Raw genomic sequence first — 16,076 nt, 5'->3', positions numbered from 1 at the left:
CTCCCCCTACTCCCCCGGGGCCCCCGACGTCGCCTTGAGTGCCAGCCACAGCTCCATCCGGACATCCGCATCGTCCAGCGAGCGGCCCAGGATCTCCTCGACCCGCCGCATCCGGTAGCGCAGGGTGTGGCGGTGTACGCCCAGGTCGGCGGCGGCCGCGTCCCACTGGCCGTGCCGGGCGAGCCAGGCCCGCAGCGAGGCCACCAGATCGCCGCGGCCCTTCTCGTCGTGCTCGCGCAGCGCCCGCAGCAGCCCGTCGGCGAAGGCGCGGACGGCGTCGTCGGCGAGCAGCGGCAGCACGGACCCGGCCGCCACATCCTCGTGCTCGACCAGCGCACGGCCGCGCCGGCGGGCCACCGACAGCGCCTGTTCGGCCTGGCGGTAGGCGTTCGCGGCGGCGGTCGGCCCGGTCGGCGCCGAGAGTCCGACGGCCACCCCCTCGCCGTGGCCCGCCTCCGCCCGTCCCGCCCGGCCGCGCGCACGCGGCTGCGCTCCGGCCCGGGCCTCGGCCTCGGCGGCGTACGCGGCACAGGCGTCCGCGGCCGCCCCGCCGTCCGCGACCAGCACGATCAGCCGGTCGCCGTCCGGCACGGCGAGCACCGCCTCACCGGTCCGCGCGGCCGCCGAGTCCATCGCGTCGGCAAGCCCGTCGAGACCCCCCGTGGCCCCGGCGCCCGCGGACACCCTGGACCCCTGCTCCTCACCGGCCATCGGCTCCGCGACCACCACCCGGAACGGCGCGTCCAGCAGCCCGCCGTAGAGCCGGCCCGCCACCGCCCTGGCATGGTCCGGCTCCCCGGCGAGCAGCATCTTCAGCACCGCCGCGCCCAGCCGCTGCTCGGCGTCCTGAAGTGCCCGGGACCGTTCGGTGGTGAGGGTGAGCAGCGCGACCGCGGAGTGCACGGCATAGCGCTCGGCCGTGCCGAGCGGCGCCCCGGTACCGACCGCGAGCACCCCACGGGCCCGGCGTCCGGTGCCCAGCGACTGAAGCTCGACCCGGTCGTCGCCGTCCGTGTCGCTGACGACCGAGCTGGCGGGCGCGGGCCGCTCGCGCAGCCGCCCGACGTCGTCGGTGAGCCGGGCCGCCCGGCGGGCCGCCCAGTCGGGAGCGGCGGCCACCACCGCGCCCGACGCGTCGTAGAGCGCGGCCCAGCCGTCCAGATGCGCCGCGAGCCGGGCCAGCAGCTCGGCCGGCCCCTCGGCGCTGAGCGCCGCCCGGGTCAGCTCCCGCTGCGCCTCGAACCCCGCGGTCACCGCGCGGTACTGGTCGGCGGCGACGGCGGCCGAGACCGCCTTGCTGATCGCGATGAAAGGCGTCCTGCGGGGCACCCCGAGCAGCGGCAGCCCCTGCTCCCTGGCCGCCTCGACCAGCGCCTCCGGAACGCCCTCGTAATTGACCCCGACCGCGAAACCCAGCCCGACGACCCCGGCCTCCGCGACCCGCCGCACATACCTGCGCGTCGCCTCCGCATCCTCCGCGTCCAGCTTGAGCGCGGTGATCAGCAGCAGCTCCCCGCCCTCCATGTACGGCACCGGATCGATCAGCTCACTGGCGTGCGCCCAGCGCACCGGAACGTCCAGCCGCTCCTCGCCCGCGAGCACGGTCAGCTTGAGCGCGGTGTGGTTGACCAGGGAAGCGAGGGTGTGCGGCATGGAACCTTCATGACGTCGACGACTGCGAGGGAGGGACGGGGGCGACCGATCGGCAACCGATCACTGACCTGTCACCGACCTGGCACTGACCGGGCACTGACCGACCGCCGATCAATCGCCGATCAATCGCCGACCGGTCGCCGACCGGTCGATGACAGATCGGTGACAGATCGGTGACTGGTCGACGACCGATCGACGATTATCGAGGTCCGATCGACGACAGGTCACGACCGATTGTTTGCGCCGCCTCGTATGAACGGCCAGTGCCGATTCTGCCTCAGCGGAGGAATCCCGGGGAACGCCGGACCGGACAAATCCGCGACGGCCACGCGGCACACCCCCGCCCCGGAGCACCCGAGAACGCCCCAGGCTTCGGCAATCTCCTGGCACCCCCGACGCTCCTGGTGCCCGATGGCCTCGGCCGCCGCTCCACCGCGCCCTGCCACCGCCCTCAGGACCGCAGGTCCACCAGCACCGGCGGCGCATGCTCCCCGGCCACCGAGGTCACGGAGAGGACGGCGTGACCGGGCGGGACGGAGTTGGCGAGATCGGAGGCGGACCAGCGTTCGCGTTCCACGGTGCGGACGGTGACGGCCTTCGCGGTCACGTTCTTCCCCGTGACCAGCCGCCGGATGGAGTGCATCAGCTTGGTGAACGGCTCGTCGGAGACGATCTGCCGGTCGGTGACGTCCCGCGTCTCCACCCATGCCTTGCCCCACACCTCGGCGAACCGCGCACCGTCCCAGGTGGTCACGCCCGCGAACGCCATCCGGCAGCCGACCGCACCGAGCAGCGCACCGCGCAGCGATTCCGGCACGTCGTCCAGCGCCCGCAACGTCAGCACCGCTCCCGCATTCGCCGACCGCAGCCGCTGCACTCCACGCAATGCCTCCTGCGTGATGACATGTGACGCATCGTCAAGTACGAGACAGGCGAAGACCGATCGGTCCGACCGCGCCACCGCGCACTCCGTGAACTGAGCGAGAACCAACCGCGCCAGGATCCGCGAAGCATCCGCATGCCCTCGCTCGGGCAGATCGATCCGCACCCTCAGCGGGTGGTCCAGGGAGCGCAGCGACACCTGCCGAGAGCTCCCGGTCGGGTCGAAGAACCCGGCGAACGCCGGCCGGTCGAGGAGCGCGATCCGGTCCGCGAGAAGCACCCCTACATCCCCGGACCGCTCCGCCTGCCGCTCCCGTGCGTCCAGCTCCCGCAGCGCGCTGTTCTCACCGGCCGCCTCGAGCGCGGTGCGCAGCCCCGCCATTGCCTCCCGCGACCCGTCCAGCAACTCCCGGAGCTCTGGCACCCCGGGGAACCGGCCGTGCGCCACCCGAAACGGGCCCAGCAGCTGCCCCAGCACGGTCGCCGCCCGTCGCCCGTTTCCGCCGGGCAACGTCGCCGCCACGTCCCCCACCAGCGCCTCGGCCAGAATTCCGGCCGCCTCGTCGGGGTCGGTCGTACCGCCATAGAGGTCCAGGTCGCAGTCCGCATCGCGGTGACCGATCCTGATCACGGCATCAAAGGCGTCATCCGGCGCGGGCACCGAGGCAGCCGTCCCCACGGATACGACGGCAGCACGCCCGGCGAGCGCCTGAAGACACAGCGCTTCAACCAGCGGGCGTACCAGCCCAGTTGTCTTTCCCGCACCGGGCGGACCGACCGCCAGCAGCGACGTCCCCAGCACGTCCGGTTCGAGCGCGAATCCCGTACCGCGCCGGTCATACGGGTTGCGCACGTCTTCGGACGCTGTGCCGATGCGCACCTGCGAGGTGAGAAGGTCATGCCATGCGGTGCGCGTCGCCAGATCACGCGCCCCGGAAGGGTGCAGACATGCGGCGGCACCACTCGTCTGAACGCTGTCGATGAATGCCTGGAGCCGGCTCGGCTGCACACGTACGGACTGCCAGGCCCGGGTGATCCGTGCATGATCGACGTCGTTCATGAGCCCGGACCGCGCCTCGTGTGCCAAGCGGTCGGCGGCCGCCGGAGCGCCGGAGGCACGGAGGTCCGCCCATTCGGCCTGGTCCACCTCGAGCACCTGGGCAGCTGTCTCCGCCGTCTTCCCGGCACCGGACGGCCCGCGCCGGCTCGGCGAGCCGTAACGACGCCGCAGCTCCGACAGGCATGCGAACCTGCTGAAGACAACCAGCAGCACACCGAGGTCGAAAAGCGAATAGCTGGTGGCGTAGTAGAAATACGATTCCTGCTGTCCCGACACCGGCGTCAGATTCTCCAACTGCAACATCAGAATGGACGAATCGGTGGTCTTGTCGATGCACCACTGCCAGAGAAACCACACGAGCACCAAGGTCAGGGCCGCACGCGCGAACAGCTGCCCACTGGGGAGCGAGCCGGGATCCTTCGGCGCCAGCCATGAAGGAAGCCTGTCCCATACGCGGTTGGCCGGCGGGGCGAGCAGACGGCGGAACAGCGCAGGCCATCGCCCCACCCGGCCGAAGACGATGACAATCGCACCGAGGATGAGAGCCATATACACGAACGAGGAGACGACATTGGCATTACCCGTCTTCCATGAATCGGGCAACATCACCTCGCGCGGCCACTTCCAATAGGGGCCGAGGTAGTCATTCATCAGTAGCGACCAGATGAGCCATGCGCACAGGAACGAAATCACCGCGCCTGCGATGAGCTGCGGCACCGCGGTCTCGTGCGGTTCGTCCTTGGGTTTGGGTTTGTGCCCGAAGGCCCAGATGCCCGGCCCCGCCATGACACGCGGAGTGCTCAGCCAGGCCATGAAAGGGGACTGCGGCGCGTCGCCGGCTCGCGCGGACGAGCCGGGCCCCGCGGGCCGCCCGCCGGCGGCGGAGGGCGCCGCGGAGTGCGGCGGCGCACTGGGCCGCGGCGGTACATCCGGGGGTGCCGCCGGTCGCGGGACCTGGTCGGAGCGGGTGTTGCGTGCGTCGTGCGTGCCCTCGGTGTCCATCCGGTGCCCCTTGTCCCCCTTGAGCCGTGGCCTGCTGCGTCGTGACGCCGGCGGCCGCGTGGTGCGGCCGCGGTGCCATTGTCATGCCCGCGCTGGTGTCCGCCGCTGCCGGGCACGCCGTCGCTCAATCTACTGGCCGCGGACCGCCGCTATGTCCGGTGCGGACAAGGCAACACGCGCACTTCTCCCGAACGGAACATGCCAGACCTGCCCGGCCGCCCCTAGCCTGCGAGAACAACAGCTTTGTACGTCCCCCCCGTTCCACCCCCAGGAGACTGCCATGACCGAACTGTCCGGAGGCCCGTCCCTCCCCCAGGAGCGTCGCGTCGTCACCGCGATTCCCGGCCCGAAGTCGCAGGAGCTGTGGGCGCGTAAGCAGGCCACGGTGGCCGGTGGCGTCGGCGCCGTGCTGCCCGTCTTCGTCAAGCGCGCGGGCGGCGGCGTCCTGGAGGACGTGGACGGGAACTCCCTGATCGACTTCGGCTCCGGCATCGCGGTGACCTCGGTCGGCAACAGCGCGGAGGCGGTCGTCCGCCGGGCCACCGCGCAGCTCGAGGCCTTCACCCACACCTGTGCCATGGTGGCGCCGTACGAGCCGTACATCGAGGTCTGTGAGCAGCTGGCCGAGCTGACGCCGGGCGACCACGCGAAGAAGTCGGCGCTGTTCAACTCGGGCGCCGAGGCGGTCGAGAACGCCGTCAAGATCGCCCGTGTGCACACCAAGCGCCAGGCAGTCGTCGTCTTCGACCACGGCTACCACGGCCGCACGAACCTGACGATGGCGCTCACCTCCAAGAACATGCCGTACAAGCAGGGCTTCGGGCCGTTCGCGCCCGAGGTCTACCGCGTCCCGGTCGCCTACCCCTACCGCTGGCTGACCGGCCCGGAGAACTGTGCGCAGGAGGCCGCGGACCAGGCCATCTCGCAGATCACCAAGCAGATCGGCGCGGAGAACGTCGCGGCGATCATCATCGAGCCGGTGCTCGGTGAGGGCGGCTTCATCGAGCCGGCCAAGGGCTTCCTCCCGGCGATCGCGAACTTCGCCAAGGAGAACGGGATCGTCTTCGTCGCCGACGAGATCCAGTCCGGCTTCTGCCGCACGGGCCAGTGGTTCGCGTGTGACGACGAGGGCATCGTGCCCGACCTGATCACGACGGCCAAGGGCATCGCCGGCGGTCTGCCGCTGGCCGCCGTCACCGGCCGCGCCGAGATCATGGACGCCGCGCACGCGGGCGGCCTGGGCGGCACCTACGGCGGTAACCCGGTGGCCTGCGCCGCGGCGCTGGGCTCGATCGAGACCATGCGCGAGCAGGACCTGAACGCCAAGGCCCGCCGGATCGGCGAGGTCATGAAGGCCCGTCTGCACGCGATCGCGGAGAAGTACGACATCATCGGCGAGGTCCGCGGCCGCGGCGCGATGATCGCGATCGAGCTGGTCAAGTCCGGCTCCAAGGACCCGAACCCGGAGGCCACCGGCGCCCTCGCCAAGGCCTGCCACCAGGAGGGCCTGCTGGTCCTGACGACCGGCACGTACGGCAATGTGCTGCGCTTCCTGCCCCCTCTGGTCATCGGCGAGGACCTGCTCAACGAGGGTCTGGACATCCTCGAAGGCGCCTTCGCCGCGCTCTGAGCGGCACGGCACGCACGGCGCTCCGCGGAGAACCCCGGCTCGGCCCGGGACACGGCTCAGGCCGTGTCCCGGGCCGTGCCCGTTGGCGGGGGGGCAGGGAGGGGGCCCTGCGGGGGCAGGGGCCCTCCGCGTGCGGGGAGGGAGTCCCACCCCGGGTGGGGACGCCGCCCTGTTCTCGCCCGGGACGCCCCTTGCTCCCGCCCGGGGACGCCCCTTGCTCGCGCCCAGGGATGTCCCTCTGCTCGCGCCCGGTGGCGTGCCCCTGTTCGCGCCCGTGTGCGTACCCGCTCTGTACCCATTTCTGTGCTCATTTCCGTGCGGACGCGCGTAACTGGAGGCATGGCGTGAAGAAGATGTGCGGGGCCCATGGCGGCCGGGTAATGCGACTGTCGGGTGCGCTCGCTGTGCCGTACGGTTTCCGCAGATGAGAGAAACACCCCGCTCGCAGGGGACTGCGGGCGACGCCCGGTCGGCGCTTCCCCGGCTCCGATCAGGCCGTGCCCTCGCGCACAACACCGGTGCCCCTCGGGGCTCCGGGAATCCTCACCGATCGGATGTCCGCCCGCCCCATACCCCCCGGGGCGCGCGGAACACCGGTCAGCGCGGCCGCCTCGGAACCACCCCCCCTGTTCCGAGGCGGCCGACCTTTTTCCCGAACTCCGCAGGCCCGTCGGGCCGCGGCTCTCTTCGTTTCCCGCCGCCGGCCGCCGCGCTGCTGAGCGCGTTGCTCTTCGCCGCGCTCACCTGGCAGGTGGCCGGCCACGGCCCGCTGCGCACGCTCGACGAACGGCTGGGGCGCACCCTCGCCGTTGCCGGGGGCATCCCCTCCGGGCTCGCCGAGTTCTTTGCCGACCTCGGCAATACGGTCGTGGCGCTGCCGGTGCTGTTGGTGGTCATGGTGTGGACGGGGTGGCGGGGACGGCAGCGGTCGCAGCGATGGCTGAGAGAGCGGGAAGGGGAGCAGGGCCGCGCCGAGGCCGCCGGTGGCCCGGCTCCGGTGCGCTGGTGGCTGCCGCCGCTCGCCGCCGGCCTCGCCCTGGCCGCGGTGCCCGCGCTGGTCGTCCCGCTCAAGCTGTGGCTGGCCCGGCCGGGTCCGCCGCAGATGGCCGGCGGTGCGCACGACGGCTTCTATCCGTCGGGCCACGGGGCCACGGCGGCCGTGGCGTACGGCGTGGCCGCGCTGTTGCTGACCCGCGGCCGGATGCGGGGGCAGAGGCGGCTGCGGCTGCGACTGCGACTGCGGATCGGCAATGACAACGGCAAGGACATGGACGCCCGTTGGGGCGTCCCGGCGGCCGCGGTCGCGCTCAGTGTTGCGGTCCCTGTCGCGGTCGCCCTGCTCAACGTGGGCGTCGGTATCGGTCTGGTGCGCCGTGGCTATCACTGGCCGCTGGACGTCCTCGGCGGCTGGTGTCTGGCCGGGGTGCTGCTCGCGGTGTGGTGTGCGGTGTGCGACCGCTGGGCCGGGGACGGGGGCCGGGCGGTGCGCCAGGAGGCGGGCGACGCGGCTGGTCCGGGCGGGACCTGACCCTGGCCGACTCGGCCCGCACCGGGGCACGAGACGGCAGGCAACTTCCGTCCGGCGGACACCATCCATCCGCCCGCATGCGGCACGAGGAAGCGGACAACTTCCGCCCCCCGCACTGGCGCACGAAAGGGCAGGCAACTTCCGTCCACCCGCACCGGCGCACAAGGGGGCAGGCAACTCCCGTTCACCCGCCCCCCGTTGAGCGTCAGCTGTCGAAGCCCAGGCCCACCTTGTCCATGGCCTTGAGCCACAGATTGCGGCGTCCGCCGCGGGTGTCGGCCCGGGTCATCGACCACTGGGTGATCCCGATGCCGGCCCACCGCAGTGGCTCCGGCGGGAACGGCAGCGGCTTGCTGCGGACCATCTCCAGCTCCGTGCGCTCGGTGCGTTCACCGGCGAGCAGATCGAGCATCACTTCGGCGCCGAAGCGGGTGGCGCCGACGCCGAGGCCGGTGTAGCCGGCGGCATAGGCGACCCGTCCCGCGTGCGCGCTGCCGAAGAACGCCGAGAAGCGGGAGCAGGTGTCGATGGCGCCGCCCCAGGTGTGGGTGAAGCGCAGTCCCTCCAGCTGCGGGAAGCAGCGGAAGAAGTGCCGGGCGAGCTTCTCGTACGTGGCCGGGTGGTGGTCGAACTCGGCCCGGATACCGCCGCCGTAGCGGTAGACGATGTCGTAGCCGCCCCACAGGATGCGGTGGTCGGCGGTGATGCGGAAGTAGTGGAAGTGGTTGTTGGAGTCCGAGAGGCCCTGGCGGTTCTTCCAGCCGATGGCAGCGAGCTGTGCGTCGGAGAGCGGCTCGGTCATCAGGGCGTGGTCGTAGACCGGGACGATGTACGGGCGCACCCGCTTGACCAGCGACGGGAAGGCGTTGGTGCCGAGCGCGACATGGCGGGCGAAGACCCGGCCGTAGGGCGTGCGGACGGCCATGCCCAGGCCTTCGGAGGCGAGGTCGGTGGCCCGGGTGCGCTCGTAGATGCGGACGCCGAGGCCGAGGCAGGCCTTCTTCAGGCCCCAGGCGAGGCGGGCCGGGTTGAGCATGGCGACGCCGTCGCGGTCCCACAGACCGGCGCGGAAGGTCGGCGAGTCGACCTGGGCGCGCAGTTCGTCCTGGTCGAGGAAGGTGTGCCGGTCGAGGCCGAGCCCGGCGGCGTCCTCGGCGAACTCCTTGAGCTCGGCGATCTGGTGGGGCTCGGTGGCGATGTCGATCTCACCGGTGCGCTCGAAGGCGCAGTCGATGTCGTAGCGGGCGACGGCCTCCTCGATGGCGTCGAGGTTGCGGATGCCGAGCTCTTCGAGGGTGGCCAGTTCGTCCGGCCAGCGGGCCAGGCCGTTTCCGAGGCCGTGGGTGAGGGAGGAGGCGCAGAAGCCGCCGTTGCGGCCGGAGGCCGCCCAGCCGATCTCGGCGCCTTCGATCAGGACGACATCGCGCTGGGGGTCGCGTTCCTTGGCGATCAGCGCGGTCCACAGCCCCGAGTAGCCGCCGCCGACCACCAGCAGATCGCAGGTCTCGTCGCCGACGAGGGCGGGCCTGGCGGCCGGGCGGTCTGGGTCGGTCAGCCAGAAGGGGGTGGGTTCGGCGTCCGCGAGCGCATGCGCGGCGGACGGGGTCATGGCAGCTCGTGCCATGGTTCTCAGCTCCTCTTGCTCCTCTTACGGCGGGCTCCGGCCAGCTGGCCCACCACTACACACAGCACGGCGACCAGGAACATGGCCGTGCCGATGACATTGATCTGAACGGGGGTGCCCCGCTGCGCCGATCCCCAGACGAACATGGGGAAGGTCACGGTGGAGCCGGCATTGAAGTTGGTGATGATGAAGTCGTCGAAGGACAGGGCGAAGGACAGCAGGGCGCCGGCCGCGATGCCGGGGGCGGCGATCGGCAGCGTCACCCGCAGGAAGGTCTGGACGGGTGAGGCGTAGAGGTCCTGGGCGGCCTGCTCCAGCCGCGGGTCCATGCTCATCACCCGCGCCTTGACGGCGGTGACCACGAAGCTCAGGCAGAACATGATGTGCGCGATGAGGATCGTCCAGAAGCCGAACTGGATGCCCATGTTGAGGAACAGGGTCGCCAGCGAGGCGGCCATGACGACCTCGGGCATCGCCATCGGCAGGAAGATCAGGGTGTTGACGCCGGCGCGGGCGCGGAAGCGGTAGCGGGCCAGCGCGAACGCGATCATGGTGCCGAGGACGGTCGCGCCGATGGTGGCCCAGAGCGCGATCTGGAGACTCAGGCCGAGCGAGCCGCACAGGTCGGCGACGCCGCACGGATCGCGCCAGGCGTCCGTGGAGAAGCGCTGCCACTGGTAGTTGAAGCGGCCGTTGGGCTTGTTGAAGGAGAAGACCATCACCACGAGGTTGGGCAGGATCAGGTAGCCCAGCGTGCACAGGCCCGCGATCGCGATGATGTTGCGGCGCAGCCAGCGCAGGCCCCGGTTCGGGGTGCGGGCCGCGGTGGCGTCGGTGGTCTCGTGGACGGCCATCAGACCAGGTCCTCCGTCCCGGACTTGCGGATGTAGATCGTGACCATGGCGAGGATGGCCGCCATGAGGAGGAAGGAGAGGGCGGCGGCGGTCGGGTAGTCCAGCACCCGCAGGAACTGCGACTGGATGACGTTGCCGATCATCTTCTGGTCGGTGGAGCCCAGCAGTTCGGCATTGATGTAGTCACCGGCGGCCGGGATGAAGGTGAGCAGGGTGCCGGCGACGACACCGGGCATGGACAGCGGGAAGGTCACCCGGCGGAAGGTGGTGGCCGGGCGGGCGTAGAGGTCACCGGCGGCCTCGTGGAGGCGCGGGTCGATGCGCTCCAGCGAGGTGTAGAGCGGCAGGACCATGAACGGCAGGAAGTTGTAGGTCAGTCCGCAGACCACCGCGAGCGGGGTGGCGAGCACCCGCTGCCCTTCGGTGAGGCCCAGCCAGCTGGTGACGTCCAGGACGTGCAGCGAGTTCAGGATGCCGACGACCGGTCCGCCGTCGGCCAGGATCGTCTTCCAGGCCAGCGTACGGATCAGGAAGCTGGTGAAGAACGGGGCGATGACCAGGATCATCACCAGGTTGCGCCAGCGGCCGGCCTTGAAGGCGATGAGGTAGGCCAGCGGGTAGCCCAGGAGCAGGCAGAGCGCGGTGGCGACGGCGGCGAAGCCCACCGAGCGGACGAACTGCGGCCAGTATTCGCCCAGCGCGTCCCAGTAGGTGGCGAAGTGCCAGGTGACCTTGAAGCCCTCTTCGAGGGAGCCGGTCTGGATCGAGGTCGACGCCTGGTAGACGAGTGGGGCGGCGAAGAAGACGACCAGCCACAGGAGGCCGGGCAGCAGCAGCCAGTAGGGCACGAGGCGCTTGCGGACGGGGGTCCTGCGCACCTCCAGGGGCGCGGCCCCGGCCTGCTCGTCCGGTGGCGCGGGTGTCGCGGTGCCGGTCACGCGGCCTCCTCGTCGAGGTCCGCGCCGGCCTGGATGTCCTGGGCGGCGTCCAGCCCGAAGGTGTGCGCCGGGCTCCAGTGCAGCACGACCTCGGCGCCGGGGACCAGGCGCCCGTCGCGCTCGATGTTCTGCTCGTAGACGGCGAGTTCGCCCAGGCCCGGGGCCTCCAGGACGTACTGCGTGGAGACCCCGATGAAGCCGGCGTGCTTGATGCGCGCGGGCAGCCGGTTGCGGCCTTCGGCGAGGGACCCGGCGTCGTCGGCGTGCGCCAGGGTCACCTTCTCGGGCCGGACTCCGGCGAGCACCTTCTCGCCGGTGCGGGCCGTGGCGCTGCACCGGCCGGCGGGCAGCCGCAGCTTGGCGTCGCCGGCCTTGAGGAGCAGTTCCTCGCCGCCGGCCTCGACGACCTCGGCCTCGATGAGGTTGGAGGTGCCCAGGAAGTTGGCGACGAAGGTGGTGGCGGGGTTCTCGTAGAGGTCGGCGGGGGCACCGAGCTGTTCGACCCGGCCGCCGTTCATCACGGCCACGGTGTCGGCCATCGTCATGGCCTCCTCCTGGTCGTGGGTGACATGCACGAAGGTGATGCCGACCTCGGTCTGGATGCGCTTGAGCTCCAGCTGCATCTGGCGGCGCAGCTTGAGGTCGAGGGCGCCGAGCGGCTCGTCGAGCAGCAGCACCTGCGGGTGATTGATCAGCGCGCGGGCGACCGCGACGCGCTGCTGCTGGCCGCCGGACAGCTGCTGCGGCTTGCGGCGCGCCATCGGCCCGAGCTGGACGAGGTCGAGCATCTCCTCGACCTGCTTCTTGACGGACTTGATGCCGCGGCGGCGCAGCCCGAAGGCGACGTTCTCGTAGATGTCCAGGTGCGGGAAGAGCGCGTAGTTCTGGAAGACGGTGTTGACCTGGCGCTTGTACGGCGGCAGGGCGGTGACGTCCCGGCCGGACAGCTGGACGGTGCCGGTGGTGGGTTCCTCCAGCCCGGCGATCATGCGCAGGGTGGTGGTCTTGCCGCAGCCCGAGGCGCCCAGCAGCGCGAAGAAGGAGCCCGCGGGGACGGTCAGGTCGAGCGGATGGACGGCGGTGAAGGAGCCGTAGGTTTTGCTTATCCCCTGGAGGCGGACGTCGCCGCCACTGCTCTGGGGGGTCGCGGTGTGGGTCATGTCGGTCGTCCCGTGGGTCGGAGGGCGAAGCGGCTCGGGCGGGCCCGGGAGGCGGCGGATCAGGCGCCGGTGAGGTCGGAGAACTTCTGGGCGAACTCCTTGTTCTCCTTGGCGGTCAGGGCACGGAAGGAGTGGGACCGGGCAGCCATCTCCTTGTCCGGCAGGATCAGCGGGTTGTCCGCCGCCTTCTTGTCGATCTTGGCGAGTTCCTCGCGCACACCGTCGACGGGGCAGGCGTAGTTGATGTACGCCGCGAGCCGGGCCGCCGCCTTCGGCTCGTAGAAGTAGTCGATGAGCCGTTCGGCGTTCTGCTTGTGGCGCGCCTTGTTCGGCACCATGAGGTTGTCGGTGGACGTCATGTAGCCGGTCTTGGGGATGGCGTAGGCGATGTCCGGGTTGTCGTTCTGGAGCTGGACGATGTCGCCGGCCCAGGCCACACAGGCGGCCAGGTCGCCCTTGTCCAGGTCGTTGGTGTAGTCGTTGCCGGTGAAGCGGCGTATCTGCTGGGAGTCGACGCCCTTCTGGAGCCGGGCGATGGCCGCGTCGTAGTCGTCCGCGGTCACGTCCTCGGGCCGCTTGCCCATGTCCAGCAGGGTCAGGCCGATGCTGTCGCGCATCTCGGAGAGAAAGCCGACCCGGCCCTTGAGCTGCGGGTCCTCCAGCAGCTGGCTGATGGAGTCGACCTTCTTCCCGCCGGTGGCCTTCTTGTTGTACGCGATGAGGGCCGGGATGCCCTGCCAGACGTAGGAGTGCGCCCGGCCCGGGTCCCAGGCGGGATCGCGGTACTGCGCCGAGAGGTTGGCGTAGGCGTGCGGCAGATTGGCCGGGTCCAGCTGCTGGATCCAGCCGAGGGAGATCATCCGTGCGCACATCCAGTCGGTGAGCACGATCAGATCGCGTCCGGTGTCCTGGCCGGCCGCCAGCTGCGCCTGGATCTTGCCGAAGAACTCGTCGTTGTCGTTGATGTCCTCGGTGTATTTGACGGCGATACCGGTGCGCCGGGTGAAGCGCTCCAGCGTCGGACGGTGCTTGCCGTCCTCGCTGACGTCCATGTACTCGGTCCAGTTGGAGAAGCTGAGCCGCTTCTCCGCCTTGGAGTGGTCGTCGGAACGGCCGGCGTCCGTACGGCCCGCGGGCGGGATGCCGCAGGCCCCCAGGGCGCCGAGGCCGCCGACCGTGGCCGCCATGGCGCCGCCCGCACGCAGCAGGGAGCGGCGGGTCATGGCGAGCCGGCCGTTGGTCGCACTGTGGCGCATGGCGGTGAGTTCGGCCGAGGACAGGGGTTCGGGCTGCTCGTGGTGCTCCATGCGCGGTGCCCTTTCAGGGGGTGAGCCCGGCGCTCGGCCGGTGGTGACGAGGCCCGCGGCGCCGGCCGCAGGGCGAGGGGCCGCTCGGGCCCGAGGGGGCGTCCCTTACGGGCGGTCCCCGAAGACCGTGCGGTGCCAGTCCTTGCGCACCACCGCGGTGTTGTCGTACATGACGTGCTTGACCTGGGTGTACTCCTCGAAGGAGTACGCCGACATGTCCTTGCCGAAGCCGGAGGCCTTGGCGCCGCCGTGCGGCATCTCGCTGATGATCGGGATGTGGTCGTTGACCCAGACACAGCCCGCGTTGATCTCGCGGGTGGCGCGGCCGGTGCGGTAGACGTCCCGGCTCCAGGCGGAGGCGGCCAGCCCGTAGGGGGTGTCGTTGGCCAGCGCGATGCCCTCGTCGTCGCTGTCGAAGGGCAGCACCACCAGCACCGGACCGAAGATCTCGGACTGCACGATCTCGCTGTCCTGCGCGGCCCCGGCGATCAGCGTGGGCCGGTAGTAGGCGCCCTTGGCCAACTCGCCCTGCGGTGCCTCGCCGCCCGTGACGACGGTGGCGTAGCCGCGCGCCCGGTCCACGAACCCGGCCACCCGGTCGCGCTGGGTGTGCGAGATCAGCGGGCCGAGGTCGGTGGACGGGTCGAAGGGGTCGCCGAGCCGTACGGTCGCCATCAGATCGGCGACGCCGCTGACGAAGGCGTCGTAGAGCGGGCGCTGGACGTAGGCGCGGGTGGCGGCGGTGCAGTCCTGGCCGGTGTTGATCAGCGATCCGGCGACCGCTCCGTGGACGGCGGCCTCCAGGTCCGCGTCGTCGAAGACGACGAAGGGGGCCTTGCCGCCGAGTTCGAGGTGCAGCCGCTTGACGGTGCCGGTGGCGATCTCGGCGACGCGCTTGCCGACGCCGGTCGAGCCGGTGAAGGAGGTCATCGCGACGGAACGGTGGCCCACCAGGTGCTCACCGGCGTCCCTGCCCGCCCCGGAGATGATGTTGATGACCCCGTCCGGCAGCCCCGCGCGCTGTGCGGCCTGCGCGAACAGCAGCGAGGTGAAGGGGGTGATCTCGGCGGGCTTGAGGACGATGGTGTTGCCCGCGGCGATGGCCGGCAGCACCTTCCAGGCGGCCATCTGGAGCGGATAGTTCCACGGTGCGATGGAGCCGACGACGCCAATGGGCTCGCGGCGGATGACGGAGGTGTGGTCGGGGCTGTATTCCCCGGCCGCCTTGCCCTCCAGATGACGGGCGGCGCCCGCGAAGAACGCGGCGTTGTCGATCGAGCCCGGTACGTCGAACTCCTTGCTGAGCTTGATCGGCTTTCCGCAGTTCAGCGATTCGGCATGGGCGAGATCGGCGGCGTCCTCGGCGAGCGCGGCGGCAAAGGCATGCAGGGCGTCGGAGCGCTCGCCCGGTGTGGCACCGCCCCACTCCCGGAACGCCCGCTGCGCGGCCTCCACGGCGGCGTCCACGTCCGCCGTGCCTGCGAGTTCATAGGAGTACACCGTCTCGCCTGTCGCCGGGTCCACGACGGCCTGGGTACGTCCGGAACTGCCGCTCCGGAGACTGCCTGCGATGAATTGCGCGCCCGCGGCGAATCGCTCGGTGACATCGAATCGGTGATCCATGGTGCTCTCCTCCGCCGGGCACCGGGGCCGCTCAGCGGCACTGCCTGGCGTAGCTATTTCCGGAATCGATGGCTGATCTTGACAGAGGAAAGGGGTCGCAACAAGGGATTCCGTTGTTGCCTTTTGGTTACGCGACGAATTCTGTGATTCTTCCCGTACGAGCCCCGACACGTTGTCAGTGCCCGCTGGCAGAATCCCGGCATGGTGCACGACAACACGGGGATCAAGGGCGAGCGCGCCGCGGACGGGCCGCGCTCGGCCGAGGAGCTGCGCCGCGCGACGGCCGCCGGCAAGCGCGTCAAGTTCGTCCACTTCTGGGGCCACAGCCCCCGGCCCGACGGCAGCCTCGGCGCGAGCTGCTTCAGCCAGTGGTGGCCCTCCCCCTTCACCGTCGACGGGGTCCGGTACGCCACCGCCGAGCACTGGATGATGGCCGGCAAGGCCCGGCTGTTCGACGACGCGGAGGCGGAGCGGCGCGCGATCGCGGCGCGGCACCCCCGGCAGGCCAAGGACGCCGGGCGCCGGGTCCGCGGCTTCGACGAGGAGATATGGCAGCGGCACCGCTTCGGTCTGGTCGTCGAGGGCAGTGTCCATAAATTCGGCCAGGATCCCGCGCTGCGGGAGTTCCTGCTGGGCACGAACTCCCGGGTGCTGGTGGAGGCCAGTCCGCTGGACCGGATATGGGGCATCGGTCTCGCCGCCGAGGACGAGCGGGCCGCGGACCCGGCACGCTGGCGGGGCCTGAATCTGCTGGGCTTCGCGCTGATGGCGGCGCGGCAGACCCTGCGGGAGGGGGCCAGGCCGGAGGCGTAGCT

General features: G+C 71.0%; 11 protein-coding genes. 3 read left to right on the top strand and 8 right to left on the bottom strand.

Going from position 1 to position 16,076, the window contains the following annotated elements:
- Positions 1-6: 6 nt before the first annotated feature.
- A complete protein-coding gene (locus M8I34_RS37445) occupies positions 7-1,653 on the bottom strand; it encodes a PucR family transcriptional regulator (protein WP_250057399.1) in 1,647 nt (548 codons plus the stop codon).
- 451 nt (positions 1,654-2,104) lie between these two features.
- A complete protein-coding gene (locus M8I34_RS37440; RefSeq protein ID WP_250057397.1) occupies positions 2,105-4,597 on the bottom strand; it encodes an ATP/GTP-binding protein in 2,493 nt (830 codons plus the stop codon).
- Positions 4,598-4,877: 280 nt separating this feature from the next.
- Between M8I34_RS37440 and gabT the strand changes: the two genes are divergently transcribed.
- Together gabT and M8I34_RS37430 are read left to right on the top strand one after the other, a co-directional pair.
- Positions 4,878-6,227: a 4-aminobutyrate--2-oxoglutarate transaminase gene (gene gabT / locus M8I34_RS37435; protein ID WP_250057395.1), complete on the top strand. Its 1,350-nt coding sequence runs from the start codon at positions 4,878-4,880 to the stop codon at positions 6,225-6,227.
- A gap of 724 nt (positions 6,228-6,951) precedes the next feature.
- On the top strand, positions 6,952-7,755 hold the full coding sequence (locus tag M8I34_RS37430; protein ID WP_308372770.1) for a phosphatase PAP2 family protein: 804 nt from the start codon (positions 6,952-6,954) through the stop codon (positions 7,753-7,755).
- 205 nt (positions 7,756-7,960) lie between these two features.
- Here M8I34_RS37430 and M8I34_RS37425 read toward each other — a convergent pair whose 3' ends face one another.
- The 6 genes from M8I34_RS37425 to M8I34_RS37400 all read right to left on the bottom strand — a co-directional run bounded on the left by M8I34_RS37425 (position 7,961) and on the right by M8I34_RS37400 (position 15,261).
- The gene (locus M8I34_RS37425; protein ID WP_250057391.1) at positions 7,961-9,379 is read right to left on the bottom strand and encodes an FAD-binding oxidoreductase; all 1,419 of its coding nucleotides are present in this window, start codon (positions 9,377-9,379) and stop codon (positions 7,961-7,963) included.
- Between the two features lie 5 nt (positions 9,380-9,384).
- Positions 9,385-10,233, bottom strand: coding sequence for an ABC transporter permease (locus M8I34_RS37420; protein ID WP_030992985.1), 849 nt, complete (start codon positions 10,231-10,233; stop codon positions 9,385-9,387).
- Positions 10,233-11,171: an ABC transporter permease gene (locus tag M8I34_RS37415; protein WP_250057389.1), complete on the bottom strand. Its 939-nt coding sequence runs from the start codon at positions 11,169-11,171 to the stop codon at positions 10,233-10,235. Before M8I34_RS37415 ends, M8I34_RS37420 begins: the two co-directional genes overlap by 1 nt.
- Entirely contained in the window at positions 11,168-12,331 is a 1,164-nt protein-coding gene (locus M8I34_RS37410) for an ABC transporter ATP-binding protein (RefSeq protein WP_250057387.1), read from the bottom strand. The genes M8I34_RS37415 and M8I34_RS37410 overlap by 4 nt, the downstream gene beginning before the upstream one ends.
- Positions 12,332-12,390: 59 nt before the next feature.
- Positions 12,391-13,638 (bottom strand): PotD/PotF family extracellular solute-binding protein, encoded by a 1,248-nt coding sequence (locus M8I34_RS37405; RefSeq protein WP_250057385.1) that lies wholly within the window; start codon positions 13,636-13,638, stop codon positions 12,391-12,393.
- A 105-nt stretch (positions 13,639-13,743) separates the two neighbouring features.
- Positions 13,744-15,261, bottom strand: a complete 1,518-nt coding sequence (locus M8I34_RS37400) for a gamma-aminobutyraldehyde dehydrogenase (RefSeq protein ID WP_250057383.1) — start codon at positions 15,259-15,261, stop codon at positions 13,744-13,746.
- Between the two features lie 201 nt (positions 15,262-15,462).
- Between M8I34_RS37400 and M8I34_RS37395 the strand changes: the two genes are divergently transcribed.
- Positions 15,463-16,074, top strand: coding sequence for an NADAR family protein (locus M8I34_RS37395; protein ID WP_250057381.1), 612 nt, complete (start codon positions 15,463-15,465; stop codon positions 16,072-16,074).
- Positions 16,075-16,076 lie beyond the last annotated feature (2 nt).

It is taken from the genome of Streptomyces sp. MCA2, assembly GCF_023544705.1.
Taxonomy (GTDB): domain Bacteria; phylum Actinomycetota; class Actinomycetes; order Streptomycetales; family Streptomycetaceae; genus Streptomyces; species Streptomyces decoyicus.
Note: the sequence above shows the minus strand (reverse complement) of the source record. Positions and strands in the feature narration are given on the sequence as shown.

What these genes read in the sequence shown, in the direction of transcription:
- M8I34_RS37445 (WP_250057399.1), bottom strand. Translation starts at nt 1,653, where the DNA reads ATGCCGCACACCCTCGCTTCCCTGGTCAACCACACCGCGCTCAAGCTG.
- M8I34_RS37440 (WP_250057397.1), bottom strand. Translation starts at nt 4,597, where the DNA reads ATGGACACCGAGGGCACGCACGACGCACGCAACACCCGCTCCGACCAG.
- gabT (WP_250057395.1), top strand. Translation starts at nt 4,878, where the DNA reads ATGACCGAACTGTCCGGAGGCCCGTCCCTCCCCCAGGAGCGTCGCGTC.
- M8I34_RS37425 (WP_250057391.1), bottom strand. Translation starts at nt 9,379, where the DNA reads ATGGCACGAGCTGCCATGACCCCGTCCGCCGCGCATGCGCTCGCGGAC.
- M8I34_RS37420 (WP_030992985.1), bottom strand. Translation starts at nt 10,233, where the DNA reads ATGGCCGTCCACGAGACCACCGACGCCACCGCGGCCCGCACCCCGAAC.
- M8I34_RS37410 (WP_250057387.1), bottom strand. Translation starts at nt 12,331, where the DNA reads ATGACCCACACCGCGACCCCCCAGAGCAGTGGCGGCGACGTCCGCCTC.
- M8I34_RS37405 (WP_250057385.1), bottom strand. Translation starts at nt 13,638, where the DNA reads ATGGAGCACCACGAGCAGCCCGAACCCCTGTCCTCGGCCGAACTCACC.
- M8I34_RS37400 (WP_250057383.1), bottom strand. Translation starts at nt 15,261, where the DNA reads ATGGATCACCGATTCGATGTCACCGAGCGATTCGCCGCGGGCGCGCAA.
- M8I34_RS37395 (WP_250057381.1), top strand. Translation starts at nt 15,463, where the DNA reads ATGGTGCACGACAACACGGGGATCAAGGGCGAGCGCGCCGCGGACGGG.